We start from the raw sequence: 15,941 nt of genomic DNA, 5'->3' as shown, positions 1-15,941 counted from the left end.
CGAGACATCGACAGGCAAAGCCATGCTACGCCCGGCGGCCCCGGGCTGGCAACGGCGCGAACCCTGACGCGGCGGCAACTGGCCCGACCCGACCGGTATAATTGCGCATGAACTCAAAAGCCACCGAATCGCGCAACGACAGCGCCCCCTTCTCGAGCCTGCCGCTCACGCCCGCCATGCAGGAGAACCTGGCACGGCTCGGTTACGTCTCGATGACGCCCATCCAGCAGGCGTCCTTGCCCGACATCCTCGCCGGTCACGACATCATCGCGCAGGCCAAGACCGGCAGCGGCAAGACCGCCGCCTTCTCGCTCGGCGTGCTCCAGCGTGTCGATGCCCGCGATTTCGCGGTTCAGGCCGCCGTCCTCTGCCCCACCCGCGAACTTGCCGAACAAGTCGCGCAGGAAGTCCGGCGCATCGCGCGCGCCGAAGACAATATCAAGGTGCTCACGCTGTGCGGCGGCTCGCCCCTGCGCCCGCAGGCGGAAAGCCTCGCCCACGGCGCACACGTGATCGTCGGCACGCCGGGACGCATCATGGACCACCTGGACCGCGGCACGCTCTCGCTCGCCAACGTCAAGACGCTGGTGCTCGATGAAGCCGATCGCATGCTCGACATGGGCTTTTTCGACGACATCGCCACGGTCGCCCGTCAAACGCCCGCCTCGCGCCAGACGCTGCTCTTCTCCGCCACCTATCCGGAGGGCATCGGCAAGCTCGCACAGCGCCTGCTGCGCACGCCGCGTGAGATTCGTCTGGAAGAAAAGCACGACGCCAGCAAGATTCGCCAGCGCTTTTATGAAGTGAGCGAGAACGAACGCCTGCACGCCGTGGGTCAACTGCTCGATCACTTCCGGCCGGTCAGCACCATCGCGTTCTGCAATACCCGGGCGCAATGCCGCGACCTGACCGACGTGCTGCGCGCCGAGGGCTTTCACGCCCTGATGCTGCACGGTGATCTCGAGCAGCGCGAGCGCGATCTGGTCCTGATCCAGTTCGCCAACCGCAGTTGCTCCGTGCTGGTGGCCACCGATGTGGCCGCGCGCGGGCTGGACATCGCGCAGCTCGAAGCGGTGATCAACGTCGACGTAACGCCTGACCCCGAGGTGTATGTCCACCGCATCGGCCGCACGGGCCGCGCCGACGAAGACGGCTGGGCGTTCAGTCTGGCGAGCATGAACGAGATGGGCCGCGTGGGCAACATCGAGGCCGCGCTAGGTCACGAAGTGCCGTGGCACAAGCTCTCCGAACTCACCCCCTCGGGCAACGGGCACCTGCTGCCGCCAATGGTCACGCTCCAGATGCTGGGCGGCAAGAAGGACAAGATCCGTCCGGGCGACGTGCTCGGCGCACTCACCGGGGAAGCCGGTTTTGCCGCCACCCAGATCGGCAAGATCAACGTGCTGGAGAACTTCACGTATATTGCTGTGGATCGCGACATCGCGCCGACGGCACTGCGCAAGCTGGCGGATGGCCGCGTCAAGGGCCGCAAGGTCAAGGTAAGATTCCTGCAGGATTAACGTCCGCCATCATCCGGACCGTCCCCTGAGCGCTGCACGCGACAAGGAGGCTGCAATGAGGTCACCGCTTACCCTGTGGTTCTCTCCAGTCGCATGTCTCGCGCGGCGCTCGGCGCTGACGGCCCTGGCCGTCGGCTGGCTCGCGGCCTGCAGCACGAAGGGCGTACCGCCCAACCCCGCCCTCACCGAAGACACCCTCGACGAATACGCCATCGTCATCGTCGGCCTCGACACGCCGCTGCAGAGCACGTGGGGTCCGTGGAACTACTCGGACTTCTCTCAGACGGTCAACGGCATCGTCGGCGGCAAGGTCACGCGCACCCTGAACAGCAATCCGCCCACACGCGGCTTCGTGGCCATGCGCGTCTCGCCGCTCATGCGCAACGAGCGCTTCGGACCGATGGAATTCATCCCGGCCGACAACAGCTATCGCTTCCGCTACTGCAAGGGTCGCAAGGTGCCGACGGTTCAGGTCCGCCGCGGTGACGTGATCTACGCGGGTACGCTGATGCTCGATAGCCACGACGGCAAGATCTGGCTGCGCACCGAATTCGACATGGCGGGCGCCCGGCGCTTTGTGCAGGCGAACTATCCTTCGCTCGCCGACAAGCTCCAGGCGCAGCCGTTTACCTACTTTGAAGTGAAAAGCGAGCCGAGCTGCCGCTGAGCCCGCCCGGCAGACTCATGCCTCGTCGTCCCCCTCGCCCGGGGTCAGAACGATCTCTCTCCCCTCGCACAACGCCTCGGCCCGCTCGCTGAGTTCGCTCGCGACATCCGACAGATGCCGCCGCAGTGTGTCCGCCAGCACCGATTCCGGCTGGTGCGCGGGGCGCAGCATCTCGACCGGAAATTCGATGGCCGGGGCTACCCGGTAGAGTCGCTGCGTCTGCACATGCGCACTCGCTGCCGTGAACTGGTCGAGCAGCGCATAGCCCAGACCATGTTCGACGAGCGCCGCCGCAAGGGAATACGTCTGCACCATCAGTTCGGCATCCTGCAATAACGCTGTCTGATCCAGACGCTCGTTGATCAGCGCGCCAAGCGGCGTGTCGTCGTGCAGCTTGATGAGATCGCGCCCGGCGAGCGCATCGGCACTTGCCGGGCCCCGGCGGGAGAGCTTCGGCCATGACGCCGGCACGGCCAGCACGATATGCCCCTGCGCCACCGGACGGCTCACGATGCCCGCCGCCATCGGCGGCGCCGAGACGATGCCGACGTCGACCGACGACGTGAGGATCGCGGTAATCGTCTCGGTCGTGTGATGGGTGATCAGCTCGAAGACGACGTCCGGATGCGCGCGACGCATGCGCTCGATGGCGGCGGGCAAGAGGCTCTGTGCAAGACTCGGCGTTGCCGCAATGCGCAGATGGCCCACACCATGCTGGCGCAAATTGCGCGAGGTGGTGCGCAGCCGTTCAAGATCGCTGAAGATGCGCTCGACATCGGGATACAGACGGCGGGCTTCGGCTGTCGGCACGAGCCGGCCCTTGATCCGGTCGAACAACTTGAAGCCCAGTTGCTGCTCGGCGTGTTGCAGCACGCGCGAGACGACGGGTTGCGATACGTTCAGCAATTGCGCCGCGCCGCTGGCCGATCCGGTCAACACCACCGCGCGAAACGTCTCGATATGCCGCAATTTCATGCCCGACGTCGTCCCCCTGTTCCAGACACCTGATCGGCAGCGAGGCCGACCCTATAGCCAAAAGACATATGCTGCCTCAAATCCGCATAGGTTACCGAATTTTCTCGCTCTACACTGCGTAGCAAAGGTTGTGTAGAAAGCCGCCGCGAGGCCCCCGTCCTCCCGCCCGGAATATTTTCCCGCCTTGCATTCTTTAGCGTTTTTCGTTGTTATTCATCGTCATGCATATTGGAGTCATCGGGGCGGGCATCGTCGGCCTCGCCAGCGCGTATCAGTTGCTTCGCGCCGGCCACGAGGTCACCGTCATCGACGCCGGACACGGTCCGGGTCTTGGCACGAGTTTCGCCAACGGCGGCCAGTTGAGCTACGGCTATGTGTCGCCGCTCGCCGCGCCGGGCGTACTCTCGCAACTGCCCTCGCTGCTGTTCTCGCGCACAGGGCCGCTACGCATCAAACCGTCGTTCGATCCGGACTTCTGGCGCTGGTCGATCGAGTTCGTCAAACACTGCAACGCGCAGGCCAACGCCAGCTCCACGTTGCGCCTGCTCTCGCTTGGCCTGCATAGCCGCGAGGTGATGCTGGAATTTCTGGCGAAGGAATCGGTGTCGTTCGACTACCGCCTGAGCGGCAAGCTCGTGGTGTATCGCGATGCATCCAAACTTGCCGCCGCCGAGCGCTCACTGGAACTGGCCAACGGTCTCGGTTACACGCAACGGCGTGTCGACGCCACGACATGCGCGACCCTGGAGCCCGCACTGGGCAAGATCGCAGGCGAGTTGGCGGGCGGCATTCACACGCCGGGCGAAGGCACCGGCGATTGCCAGTTGCTGTGCAAGGAACTGGCGCGGCTTGTCGGCGCGCACCCCGGCGGCACGCTCTTGTTTGACCGGGAAGTGACCGGATTCGAGGTGCGTGGCGGCGCCGTGCAGGCGATTCGCACCCGCACGGGCGATGTGACGGTCGATGCCGTTGTCGTTGCCAACGGGCTGGCGGCCATGCCGCTGCTGCGCACGGTCGGCGAGCCGGTGTCGCTGTATCCGCTCAAGGGATACAGCCTGACGTATCGCGACGCCCCGGTCGACGCACGACCGCAAGTGTCAGTGACGGACGCCGACAACAAGGTCGTCTACGCCAGCCTCGGCGAGCATCTGCGCGTGGCAGGCATTGCCGATCTGGTGGGTTACGACTATCGCATCGCCGCGCATCGTATCGACGCACTGCGCACCCTCTCGGCGGGGTTGTTCCCCGCACTGAGTGGCGCACATGCCCCGCTGGAGTGGACCGGCATGCGCCCGGCTACGCCGCACGGCCGTCCGATCCTCGGACGCGCAGACAAGCTGGGCAATCTGTGGCTGAACGTCGGCCACGGCGGATTGGGTTTCACTTTGTCGATGGGCGCGGCGCGCGTGATTGCCGACGCCATCGACGGCAAGCGTCCCGCGGTCGATCTGGCAGGGTTTGCCCGGCTGGCCGGGTGAACCCCGGTGGCCGACCATAGCGGACCCGCCGGGTCGAATGCCTTGACGATCAGGCAGGACGAGGCAGGACGCGGGATTTCAGGGCATCACTCCCACGGGGATCGTCGGGAGCACGTGTCAGGTTGTATCAGTGTTTTTGGCGTTTGACATTCCAACGGCGCGGACCACCGTGCCACCACTTCCGATAGGACAGAGACCATGAAGAAGCTGTTTGCTCCCCTGCTGCTCGTCAGCGCTGCTGCCGCCCTGTTCGCGCACACCGCGAGTGCACAGGAACTGACGGGCACGCTCAAGAAGATCAAGGACACCGGCGTGATCGCTCTCGGGGTGCGCGAGTCGTCGATTCCGTTCTCGTACACGGACAACGCCGGCAAGACGATCGGCTACTCGCAGGAAATCGCGCTCAAGATCGTTGACGCCGTCAAGAAAGACCTGAATCTGCCGAACCTGAAAGTGACGGAAACGCCGATCACGTCGCAGAACCGTATCGCGCTGATGCAGAACGGCACGATCGATCTGGAGTGCGGCTCGACCACGCACACGTTCGAGCGTGCGAAGCAAGTGGGCTTCTCGCACAACATCTTCCTGTACTCGATCAAGATGATCGCCAAGTCGGGCTCGGGCATCACCGACCTGAACAGCCTGAAGGGCAAGACCATCGCGACGACCGCCGGCACGACGGCCGACCGCATTCTGTCGGGCAAGAAGGGTGAGATCGGCTTCAACCTGATCCAGACGAAGGAACACTCGGATGGCTTCCTGACCGTCAAACAAGGCCGTGCCGTGGCCTTCGTGATGGACGAGCCGCTGCTGTACGGTCAGCGCGCCGCACTGCCGGCCGATGAAGCCAAGGGCTATGAAGTCGTCGGCCCGAACCTCCAGTTCGAAAACTATGCGTGCATGCTGCGTAAGGATGACCCGGCGTTCACCAAGGTCGTGAACACGGTCATCGCCGACATGGAAAAATCCGGCGAAATGGAGAAGCTGTACAACAAGTGGTTCACGCAACCGGTTCCGCCGAAGAACCAAAACATGAACTACCCGATGACGCCTGAAATGCGCGCCATGTTCAAGGATCCGATCACCAAGGCTTACGACTGATCCTGACGGACCGTTCGTTGTGCGGGGGCTTCGGTCCCCGCACCGCTCGCGACCCGGTTTTCCGCTGTCCCCCTGATTGCCATCATCATGAACTCGCACGCCACGCTCGGCATCCTCGGCGGCATGGGCCCCGCCGCCGGCATCGATCTTTGCCGCAAGATCGTCGATCAACATCAGGCCAACCGCGATCAGGATCACATCCCGTTCATTCTGTACTCGGTTCCCCAGATTCCCGATCGCACCGAAGCCCTGCTGCGCGATGGTGCCTCCCCGCTCGACGGCATGCTCGACGGCGTGCACGCGCTCGAACAATCCGGCGTTGGCTGCATTGCCATTGCCTGCAACACCGCCCACGCCTGGCTCGACGCGCTGCGTCACCGCACCCGGCTGCCGGTGCTCGATGTGGTCGAGGCGGTCGCCGGCGAGTTGTCCACCTGCGTCGCCCCCGGGGCGCTCATCGGCCTGATGGCCACCGAAGGCACGCACCACGCCAACGTCTACCGGCCGCGACTCGAAGCCCTGGGCTACCGTTTTGTTCAGGCGGCCGAACCGCTCGCGCACCAGGCGCTCGTGAACGAGGGGATCCGGCTCACGAAGGCCGGCGACGCTCGTCGCGGTGGCGAAGCGCTCGCCATGGCGATGGAGCCACTGCTCGCTGCCGGCGCACAACGTGTCATTCTCGGTTGCACGGAAATCCCGGTGGCTCTCGCCACATGCGAAACCCCGCTGGCGCGCTTCGGTCTGGACGCCTCCGCAGCGCTCGCCCGCGCATGCATCGCGTGGTCGCTCGCCCACGAGGCCCCGTCCCACGTTTGAACCGGCCGGCGCCGGTCATCAACTCAGGCGCCCGAACGACACGCCACCGCCAGGCAATGCCGCGACGGTGGCGATGTTGCGTCGCAACGATAAAAATCCACGATTGCCTCCCCCTCAAGTGCCCCACGCTTGGGTAGACTGACGCTCGCAGGAGAATCGCGCCAGGCGGTGTACTGGTGTGCAGAAGGTCCGGATGGCGGGCGTTTTCGGCGAGATATCGACCAAACGCCAACGGCCGTGCAGGAAAAAACCCGATTGTCCTGTCAGAAAAAAACCCACAGGGAAAAACCTGTGGAAAGCGGCATGAAACGAGGATTGCGGCTACCAAAATCGCTGGCGTCTTTAGCTATAATGGCCCACAATCCATCGGACACCTGCCGGATCAAGGTCCGGCCATGAGCGCGTTTGCCTGAACGGGGAAGCACATGAGCGGCGGCGCGCTCGACGTGATGCATGCACAGACAACAACAATGAGTTCAGATCGACTCCCAGCCGGTGTGCCTTTGGTCGAACCTTCGACCGTGGCATCGGCACTCGCCGAGGGTAGCCCCGCGGCGCCGGCACCGGCATTGTCCCGGGCGCTGGTCGAGCTGACTGGCGGACTCTCGGCGCACGTTGCGGCCGACGGCCGCTTCCTTTTCATTGCCGAAGCCTCCCTGCGCCTGCTCGAGTATTCGCGTGAGTACCTCGACCACGCCACGCTCTTCGAGCTGACCGGCATCGAAGATGTTGCGATGCTGCAGGATGCCTTCTCCGCCGCCCAGACACTCGGTCCCCAGCAGTGCACGGTACGCCTGCTGCGCGGTCTGACCGACCGTGTCTGGATGCGTCTGCGCATTGCCCAATACACGCCCCGCATCTCCGGTACGAACGCGTCGTTCATCGTGCATGGCGAAGACATCACCGCCTTCAAGGAAAACGAAGCGCGGCTGTCCGATCTGGCCGTGCGCGACGCCGTGACCGGGCTGGGCAATCGTCAGTACATCCAGCAATGCATTGTCGAGGCCATTCAGCACGCCCGTGAAGGCGGCCCGAACTTCGCCGTCGCCTTGCTCGATCTTGACGGCTTCAAGAAGGTCAACGATTCGCTCGGGCACGATGTGGGCGATCAACTCCTGCGCGACGCGGGCCAACGTCTGATCGCGCAGATTCGCGATACGGATATGGCCGCGCGCATGGGCGGCGACGAGTTCGTGCTGATACTGCCGGGCTGCGACAACGAACAGGCGCTCGGCGGGATCATGAAGCGTCTGCTCTCTGCCGTGCAGCAACCGTTCCAGGTCGGCGACCAGTTGCTGCACCTCACGACGAGCATCGGCGTGTCGTTTTTTCCGCAACATGGCGACTCGGCCGGCTTGCTCATCAAGCATGCCGACGCCGCCATGTACTGCGCCAAGGATCGTGGCCGCAACGGTCTGTTCGTCTACACGGACGATCTGGGCGACCTGCACCGCAAGGCGTTCTCGTTGGAATCGGCCATGTTCGAGGCGATTCACAACGGCGAATTCAGCTTGCACTACCAACCGATCTGCGACCCGATTTCGCTGAACGTCAAAGGTGTCGAGGCGCTCATGCGCTGGCACCCGGCGCTCGGTCCGGTCTCGCCGGCCGAATTCATTCCGCTGGCCGAAGCCAATGGCCTGATCAACCTGCTGGGCGGTTGGGCATTGCGTGCCGCATGCATGCAACTCGCGCGCTGGGATCGCACCCGGCTCGACGGGCTGTACATGTCGGTCAACGTCTCGGCGCAGCAATTTCACCATCCGTCGTTCCCCAGCCTCGTGTGGCAAGCCATTGCCGACTCGGGTGTGGAAGGTCACCGGCTGGTGCTCGAAATTACCGAGAGCGTGCTCATGCGCGACCCGGAGCAGGCCAATCTGGTCCTGCGCGAGTTGCAGACGCTGGGCGTGCGTTTCGCCGTCGACGATTTCGGCGCGGGTTACTCGAGCCTGGGATACCTCAAGCGGTTCCCGCTCTCCGCACTGAAGATCGACCGCAGCTTCGTGAAAGACATGCCCACGTCACCGAACGACCGTACGATTGTGACGGCTGTCCTGGGACTGGCGCGCGAGCTGGGTCTGTCGGCTATCGCCGAAGGGGTAGAGACGGAAGAACAACGGCAGATGCTGATTGATCGCGGCTGCCATTCCATCCAGGGCTGGCTGGTATCGAAAGCCCTGCCTGCGGGAGAACTCGAGGCGGCCTTTGCGAGCGGGCGTCTCAATGTGGATGCCGGCCACTGACCGGACATCCCCGCTACCATGAGCCTGACCAAAGAAAAAACGCTCGAATTACTGTGGCAGCGCATGGCCGAGCGCGGCGACTTCCCGTCGCTGCAACGCTCGGTCACGGGCATCGTGTCTGCCATGCAAAGCGAGAACACGAGCACGGCCGACCTGGCGTCGTCGGTGCTCTCGGACTTCGCCCTCACCCAGAAAGTGATCCGCCTGGCCAACTCGGCCATGTATGCGCCATTCGGCTGCAACGTGACGACGGTCTCGCGCGCGATCATGATTCTGGGCGTCGATACGATCGGGCACCTCGCCCTTAGCCTGAAGCTGCTCGAGGGTTTCGGTGAGGTCGCTGCCCGTCGTGACGACATGGCTCGCGAGTTGGCCCGCGCCACGCTGGCCGGTGCCTTCGCGCGCGACATCACATCGAAGAATGGCATCCGCGATGGGGAAGAAGCCGTCGTGTGCACGTTGTTGCATCACGTAGCACGACTGCTGGTGACCTATTGCTTCCCGAACGAGTGGGCAGAGATCCAGACTATCGCCACCGGACAAGGCATCAGCGACAGCGACGCCTGCGAACAGGTACTGGGCATCTCGTTCCCCGAACTGGCGGAAGCCGCAGCCCGCAAGTGGGGCCTGCCGGAATCGATTGCGACGAGCATGCGCCCGATCGATCTGGAAGGCGACGCCCCGCTCTCGCACGCCGACTGGCTATGCGCTGTGGCGAATATGTCCAACGAGATGGTGACGGAACTCACGCGCGGAGCGGACCCGGCGCGTCTGGCCGAGCTGGCGGAGCGTTACGCCGACCGTCTGGCCCTGGATATCGGCGAAGTGGTTTCCGTGGGTGAAGAGATGGCGCGCGACACGAGCCATCAGGAATTCATTGCGATCAGCACCGGCGCCTCGAACACGCGTCAGCCGCCAGCGGGCAAACCGCTGGACTCGGCGCGGCGTCTGGCTGACGGCCTCTCGGAAGTGCGCGCCGCCACCGGCGAGACCGATGCCGTGGGCCTGCTCAATCTGACACTCGAGGCGATCCTGCAGTCGTTGGGCTTCGTCAATTGCGCGGCCTTCGTACGCGCGCCCGCGGGCAAGGTCTTCGAGATGCGCTTCGGCATCGGACGCGACGTGCAGCCGCTGCTGGGTCTGACGTTCCCCGAGGCCTTCGAGCCCGACGTCTTCCATCTGGCACTGACCAACGGCCGGGCGATTCTGATCGACAATGCCCGCGAGCCGCGCATCGTGCCGCGTATTCCGATGTGGCACCGCCAGCACTTCTCGAACGTGAAATCGTTCTTCCTGTTGCCGGTTCGCCAGCGCAATCAGACCGTGGCGCTGCTCTACGGCGACTGGGGCGGCGCACTGTGCGCGGGCGGCATCGGCGCCAAGGAAATGGAGTTCCTGCACTACATGGGCGAAGAGATCTCCAGCAAGCTCGAGAGCGTGGCGCAGCAAAACGCCAGCACGGGCAATACCGGCGATTCGCTCGCCCGTCGGCCGACGGGTACGACTGGCGGTCGCTGAGTCGTGACGCGTCGGCCGGCCGCTGACCTCCGGCGGCTGGGCGATGAATCCCCCCCTCGTTCCACCGGCCCTCGCGCCCTCCCCCCGCTTTTCGCAGACGGCACGTTCCCGGCGTTCTCCGGCCGGCTTGCGTCGCTCTCGTCCTCGCGCTTGCGCCATGACAAGCGCCTTCATTCGCGCACGCGACGGCGCTCGCGTGTCTCCGAGATTCATACGTCAAACGCAATCTTTAGTATTGCGGATTCGATATGAGCCAGGGCGGATGCCCGGCATCAACCGCCAAACACTGGACGATTCGAACGTAGCCGATCTCTGCCCGCGACGTCTCACGAATGACTCCCCGCGGCCTCTACCCTATATGGCATAAGGCTTTCCCGGCAGTCGGCCGCGCCCGCTCGAGCGGGCGTAACATGTAGCGATACCGCAGTTTTCCGCCATCGCGGCATGTCGGTCGCCGCTCGCGGTGAGCAGGCCGCCAGCCCGGCGGCTTTTTGACTGCACTCGCTGCGCCCCGGTAAAAAATTTACGCTCGGCTTCGCCATGTAAATCAAATCGTACCGTCGGATCAGGAGAAGACATGACGCAATCTGCTGCTTTACCGGTGCATCCGGTCGACGAGCGCCTGCCGCTCCCCAAGTTGTTCACGCTGGGATTGCAACACGTGCTGGTGATGTATGCGGGGGCGGTTGCGGTACCGCTGATCGTCGGCGGCGCGCTCAAGATGTCGGTCGATCAGATCGCCTTTCTGATCAACGCAGATCTGTTTGCCTGCGGTATCGCCACCTTGATTCAGACACTCGGCATCTGGATCTTCGGCCTGCGTCTGCCGATCATGATGGGGGTGACGTTTACCGCTGTCACGCCGATGATCGCCATCGGTACGAATCCCGATCTCGGGCTGCTAGATATCTATGGCGCGACCATCGCAGCCGGCCTGATCGGCATTCTGATTGCGCCATATATCGGGAAACTGCTGCGCCTCTTCCCGCCGGTCGTCACGGGAACGGTCATCACGGTGATCGGCATCTCGCTCATGGGCGTGGGCATCAACTGGGCGGCGGGCGGCTTCGGTAATCCCGACTACGGCAACCCGCTCTATCTGGGGGTGTCGTTCGCGGTACTGCTGTGCATTCTGTTCATCACCAAGTACGTGCGCGGCTTTTTCTCCAACATCGCGGTGCTGCTGGGCATTCTGTTCGGCACGATCGTGGCGATTGCCCTGGGCAAAGTGTCGTTCGCGGGCGTATCTGAAGCCCCCTGGTTCGGCCTCATCATGCCGTTCCATTTCGGCGCACCGCGCTTCGATCCGATTGCCATCGCGACGATGACGCTGGTCATGCTCGTGACCTTCATCGAGTCGACCGGCATGTTCCTCGCGGTGGGCGACATCGTCGGCCGTCCCGTCGATCAGAAGACGCTGGTGCGCGGTTTGCGTGTCGACGGGCTGGGCACGATGATCGGCGGCATCTTCAACACGTTCCCGTACACCTCGTTCTCGCAGAACGTGGGGCTGGTGGGCGTGACCGGCGTCAAGAGCCGCTGGGTGTGTGCGATGGGTGGCCTGATCCTGATCGTGCTGGGCATGTTTCCGAAGGTGGCGCACGTGGTGGCGTCGGTGCCGCAGTTCGTGTTGGGCGGCGCCGGCATCGTGATGTTCGGCATGGTCACGGCCACGGGGGTGAAAATTCTCTCGACGGTGGATCTCTCGAAGAATCGCTACAACCTGTACATCATTGCGATCAGCATTGGCGTGGGGATGATTCCGGTGGCGTCGGACAAGTTCTTCATGAAGCTGCCGCACGCGCTTGCCCCGTTCTTCCACAGCGGCATTCTGCTTGCATCGATCAGCGCAGTGCTGCTCAACGCACACTTCAACGGTTTGCGCAGCGAGGAAGAAGCGAGCGCTCTTGCGCAAGAGGCCGGCAAACAGGCAGACGCCGCACATTGAGCGGCGGCGGTGCGTCGGCCGGCGTGTCAATCGTCCGGCTGACGGGCTGTGCGGCTACGATCACGCCGACGCGTGCATATCCCGTGCGCGACGCTGGATCTCGCGCAATACGTCGGCCATGCTGGCGCGTGCGATCTCGAAATTCCCATCAGGCCCAGCCACTCCTGCGCGAGAATCTCACCGCGTGTTGCGAGCGGTACTTGCCGGGTCATGATCGGCCTGCGTCGATCTTCAGCAGATTGGCATGCTACGCATGACCGGGGGCCGAAGACACACCATCCCATCGAAATCGTCTCAGTGAAAGTTCCGACTCGGGATCGCGAGTTCGCCCAGCATCGGCGAGAGATCGACCAGGCGATGGGCGACCAGATGAGTCACCCGTTCTTCGCGTTGCCAAACCCCCTCCACGCCCAACAAGGACGACGCCAGCAATGCCTTGCGCTGCGTCTCGACCAGATCGGGCCAGACGATCACGTTGATGACGCCCGTCTCGTCTTCCAGCGACACGAAGACGGTGCCATTGGCCGTGCCCGGCCGCTGCCGTCCCGTCACGATGCCTGCCGTGCGTACCCGGCGCCCGTGCACCCCCTCGGCGAGCAACTCCTTTGCCGTTCGCACCCGCATTCTCGTGAGCTTCTCCCGCAACAGCAGCAATGGGTGACGACGCAGCGTCAGCCCCGTGCTCGCGTAATCGGCCACGATGTCCTGCCCCTCGGGCATCGGTGGCAATGTCACCTGCTCATCGCGGCTGCCCGGCACCGCGTCGCGCAACGCTGTCGCGCCCAGCAGCGGCGTGGGCGGCTGCCATGCGGCAACCGTCCAGCGCGCCTGACGCCGGCTGCCCAGCAATGCCGATAGCGCATCGGCAGCGGCAAGCGCATCGAGATCGCGCCGCGACAATGCGGCGCGTGCCGTCAGATCGTCGATATCGGTGAACGGCCGCTGCCGGCGCGCGCGCTCGATCGCGCGCGCACCTTCGTCAGACAAGCCCCTGACCAACGACAGCCCCAGCCGCACCGCTGGCCTGCGGGCATTGCCATACCGCCCGATCCGCGCCTCGGGACGCGACTCGACATCGCTCACGCAAACGTCGATCGCACGCACCTCGACACGATGCCGCCGCGCATCCTGCACCAACTGCGACGCCGAATAGAATCCCATCGGCAAACTGTTGAGCAACCCGCACAGGAACATCTCCGGTGCATGGCACTTGAGCCACGCACTCGCGTAAGCGAGCAGTGCGAAGCTCGCCGCATGACTCTCGGGAAAACCATATTCGCCGAAGCCCTCGATCTGCCGGCAGATCGCCTCGGCAAACTCGCGCGGATAACCGTTCTTCAGCATTCCGCTGATGATGCGGGTCTGGAATTTCTCCAACCCGCCCTTGCGCTTCCATGCCGCCATCGACCGGCGCAACTGATCGGCATCTCCCGGTGTGAAATCGGCGGCGATCATCGCGATCTGCATCACCTGCTCCTGAAAGATCGGCACGCCTAGCGTGCGCTCGAGCGCAGCTTTGATCTCCTCCCGCGGATAAATCACATCCTCCTTGCCCTGCTTGCGACGCAGATACGGATGCACCATGCCGCCCTGAATCGGCCCGGGCCGCACAATCGCCACTTCGATCACCAGATCGTAGAACTTGTCCGGCTTCAGACGCGGCAACATGCTCATCTGCGCGCGCGACTCGATCTGGAACACGCCAACGGTGTCTGCGCGGCGAATCATGCCGTACGTTGCCGGATCGTCTCGCGGAATGTCGGCGAGTTCCATCGGCGCACCGCGCCATTCGCCAAGCAGATCGAGCGTACGGCGCAATGCGCTCAGCATGCCGAGCGCCAACACATCGACCTTGAGGAGCTTGAGCGTTTCGATATCGTCCTTGTCCCATTGAATGACGTAGCGATCCTCCATCGCCGCCGGGGCAATCGGCACGAGCCGCGAGAGCCTGTCGCGCGAAATCACGAAACCGCCTACGTGTTGCGACAGATGCCGGGGAAAGCCAATCAGCCGCGCCACCAGATCGGCCCATAACCGTGTGGTCGGCGCCTCGGGCGATAGTCCCTGCGCAGCCATGCGTGCGAGCAGATTTTCGCGGCCATCCCACCATTGCTGGCTCTGCGCGACCTGCTCGACGATCGACAAATCGATGCCGAGCGCCCGGCCCGTGTCGCGCACGGCACTGCGCATGCGATACGAAATCACCGTCGCGGCAAGCGCCGCCCGGTCGGTGCCGTACTTCTTGTAGATGTACTGGATCACCTCCTCGCGCCGCTGATGCTCGAAGTCCACGTCGATGTCGGGCGGCTCGTTGCGCTCCTTCGACAGAAAACGTCCGAACAGCAACTGCACTTCGTCGGGGTTGACCGCCGTGATGCCAAGGCAATAGCACACCGCCGAATTCGCCGCCGACCCGCGCCCCTGACACAGAATGTTCTGGCTGCGGGCGTAACGCACAATGTCGTAGACCGTCAGGAAATACGGCTCATACTCGAGATCGCCGATGAGCGCCAGTTCGTCCTCGATGAGCTTGCGCACCTTCAGCGGCAAACCCGCCGGGTAACGCCGCTTCGCGCCCGCCTCGACTTCCTGACGCAGATACGTCACCGGCGTGTGACCGGCAGGCACCAGCTCCTCCGGATACTCGTAACGCAGACTTCGCAGATCGAAATGACACCGCGAGGCGATCGCCACCGTCTCAGCCAGCGTATCGGGGGGATAAAGCCACGCGAGCCGCAGCCGCGTGCGCAGATGCTGCTCTGCATTGGCGGCAAGCGCCAGCCCGCACGCCTGCACCGGCTTGCCCAACCCGATGGCGGTCAGCGTGTCCTGCAACGGCTTGCGCGAGCGCACATGCATGAGGACATGACCGGTGGCGACGAGCGGCACGCCGCACTCGGCGGAGATCGCACGCAGACGGGCCAGATGCGCTTCGTCGTCGGCACGGTGACGGCGCTCCAGCGCCAGCCACACTCGCCCTTCGCCAAAGGTTTGCGCCGCCCAGCGGGTTTGCGCCAGCGTGCACTCGGGACTCGCGTCGGCGTCCGGCACAAGAATCATCAGACAGCCCGGCAGCCCCCGCAAATGTGCCTGCGCGGAGGCCGGTGCACTGAAGTCTCGTGCATGCAGCCGATAACTGCGCTTCGGGCCGCGCATGCGACCGAGCGTAATCATCTCGGAGAGATTGCCGTAGCCTTCGCGATGCTGCGCCAGCGCGACCAGATGCACAGTGCCCGGCGCGCTCGGCGCCAGGGTGTCTGTGTCGATGCCGGGTAGCGGCGTCTGCGCCTGATGCGCAGAACGCTCATGCGGTGCCCGCGAGAACGCTGGCTCTGGCGTCAGACGAAATTCGCAGCCCACGATCAACGACACCGACGGGTGTTTCATCACTTCGGCCAGTGCGCGAACGACACCAGCAAGCGAGCACTCGTCGGTAATCGCCAGCGCGGTGTAGCCCAGATGCGCCGCTCGTGCGATCAGTTCCTCCGGATGCGACGCCCCGCGCTGAAACGAAAAGTTCGACAGACAGTGCAGTTCGGCATACGCGGGCAGGCTGCCGTCGTCGGCCGCACGCGGGTCCGCAGGCTCCGCCGGATCGGCACTCTCGTCGTTGGCGGCCAGCCCTTCGGTCGGGCCTTGCCATGGCAGGAAATCGTCGACATTCATAAGACAGGG

Annotated in this window: 10 protein-coding genes; 8 read left to right on the top strand and 2 right to left on the bottom strand. The window is 64.1% G+C overall.

Features of this window, described 5'->3' with window-relative positions:
- Positions 1-107 precede the first annotated feature (107 nt).
- Both dbpA and PBR20603_RS21030 read left to right on the top strand, forming a co-directional pair.
- Positions 108-1,520: an ATP-dependent RNA helicase DbpA gene (gene dbpA / locus PBR20603_RS21035; protein ID WP_150561398.1), complete on the top strand. Its 1,413-nt coding sequence runs from the start codon at positions 108-110 to the stop codon at positions 1,518-1,520.
- 55 nt (positions 1,521-1,575) lie between these two features.
- On the top strand, positions 1,576-2,187 hold the full coding sequence (locus tag PBR20603_RS21030; RefSeq protein ID WP_150561397.1) for a hypothetical protein: 612 nt from the start codon (positions 1,576-1,578) through the stop codon (positions 2,185-2,187).
- Between the two features lie 15 nt (positions 2,188-2,202).
- Here the strand turns inward: PBR20603_RS21030 and PBR20603_RS21025 are convergent, their stop codons facing one another.
- On the bottom strand, positions 2,203-3,162 hold the full coding sequence (locus tag PBR20603_RS21025) for a LysR family transcriptional regulator (protein ID WP_150561396.1): 960 nt from the start codon (positions 3,160-3,162) through the stop codon (positions 2,203-2,205).
- 221 nt (positions 3,163-3,383) lie between these two features.
- On the opposite strand from PBR20603_RS21025, the gene PBR20603_RS21020 reads away from it, so the two are divergent.
- The 6 genes from PBR20603_RS21020 to PBR20603_RS20995 all read left to right on the top strand — a co-directional run bounded on the left by PBR20603_RS21020 (position 3,384) and on the right by PBR20603_RS20995 (position 12,266).
- Complete coding sequence (locus tag PBR20603_RS21020) at positions 3,384-4,640, top strand: D-amino acid dehydrogenase (protein ID WP_150561395.1); 1,257 nt, start codon at positions 3,384-3,386, stop codon at positions 4,638-4,640.
- Positions 4,641-4,838: 198 nt separating this feature from the next.
- Positions 4,839-5,741, top strand: a complete 903-nt coding sequence (locus PBR20603_RS21015; protein WP_150561394.1) for a transporter substrate-binding domain-containing protein — start codon at positions 4,839-4,841, stop codon at positions 5,739-5,741.
- Between the two features lie 87 nt (positions 5,742-5,828).
- Positions 5,829-6,557 (top strand): cysteate racemase, encoded by a 729-nt coding sequence (cuyB, locus tag PBR20603_RS21010; RefSeq protein WP_150561393.1) that lies wholly within the window; start codon positions 5,829-5,831, stop codon positions 6,555-6,557.
- Positions 6,558-7,027: 470 nt separating this feature from the next.
- On the top strand, positions 7,028-8,800 hold the full coding sequence (locus tag PBR20603_RS21005) for a putative bifunctional diguanylate cyclase/phosphodiesterase (RefSeq protein WP_174978005.1): 1,773 nt from the start codon (positions 7,028-7,030) through the stop codon (positions 8,798-8,800).
- 18 nt (positions 8,801-8,818) lie between these two features.
- The gene (locus PBR20603_RS21000) at positions 8,819-10,318 is read left to right on the top strand and encodes an HDOD domain-containing protein (RefSeq protein WP_150561391.1); all 1,500 of its coding nucleotides are present in this window, start codon (positions 8,819-8,821) and stop codon (positions 10,316-10,318) included.
- A 577-nt stretch (positions 10,319-10,895) separates the two neighbouring features.
- On the top strand, positions 10,896-12,266 hold the full coding sequence (locus PBR20603_RS20995) for a nucleobase:cation symporter-2 family protein (RefSeq protein ID WP_150561390.1): 1,371 nt from the start codon (positions 10,896-10,898) through the stop codon (positions 12,264-12,266).
- 294 nt (positions 12,267-12,560) lie between these two features.
- Here PBR20603_RS20995 and PBR20603_RS20985 read toward each other — a convergent pair whose 3' ends face one another.
- Positions 12,561-15,932 (bottom strand): error-prone DNA polymerase, encoded by a 3,372-nt coding sequence (locus tag PBR20603_RS20985; protein WP_150561389.1) that lies wholly within the window; start codon positions 15,930-15,932, stop codon positions 12,561-12,563.
- Positions 15,933-15,941 lie beyond the last annotated feature (9 nt).

It is taken from the genome of Pandoraea bronchicola, assembly GCF_902459805.1.
In the GTDB taxonomy this organism is placed as follows: Bacteria; Pseudomonadota; Gammaproteobacteria; order Burkholderiales; family Burkholderiaceae; genus Pandoraea; species Pandoraea bronchicola.
Note: the sequence above shows the minus strand (reverse complement) of the source record. Positions and strands in the feature narration are given on the sequence as shown.

What these genes read in the sequence shown, in the direction of transcription:
- dbpA (WP_150561398.1), top strand. Translation starts at nt 108, where the DNA reads ATGAACTCAAAAGCCACCGAATCGCGCAACGACAGCGCCCCCTTCTCG.
- PBR20603_RS21030 (WP_150561397.1), top strand. Translation starts at nt 1,576, where the DNA reads ATGAGGTCACCGCTTACCCTGTGGTTCTCTCCAGTCGCATGTCTCGCG.
- PBR20603_RS21025 (WP_150561396.1), bottom strand. Translation starts at nt 3,162, where the DNA reads ATGAAATTGCGGCATATCGAGACGTTTCGCGCGGTGGTGTTGACCGGA.
- PBR20603_RS21020 (WP_150561395.1), top strand. Translation starts at nt 3,384, where the DNA reads ATGCATATTGGAGTCATCGGGGCGGGCATCGTCGGCCTCGCCAGCGCG.
- PBR20603_RS21015 (WP_150561394.1), top strand. Translation starts at nt 4,839, where the DNA reads ATGAAGAAGCTGTTTGCTCCCCTGCTGCTCGTCAGCGCTGCTGCCGCC.
- cuyB (WP_150561393.1), top strand. Translation starts at nt 5,829, where the DNA reads ATGAACTCGCACGCCACGCTCGGCATCCTCGGCGGCATGGGCCCCGCC.
- PBR20603_RS21005 (WP_174978005.1), top strand. Translation starts at nt 7,028, where the DNA reads ATGAGTTCAGATCGACTCCCAGCCGGTGTGCCTTTGGTCGAACCTTCG.
- PBR20603_RS21000 (WP_150561391.1), top strand. Translation starts at nt 8,819, where the DNA reads ATGAGCCTGACCAAAGAAAAAACGCTCGAATTACTGTGGCAGCGCATG.
- PBR20603_RS20995 (WP_150561390.1), top strand. Translation starts at nt 10,896, where the DNA reads ATGACGCAATCTGCTGCTTTACCGGTGCATCCGGTCGACGAGCGCCTG.
- PBR20603_RS20985 (WP_150561389.1), bottom strand. Translation starts at nt 15,932, where the DNA reads ATGAATGTCGACGATTTCCTGCCATGGCAAGGCCCGACCGAAGGGCTG.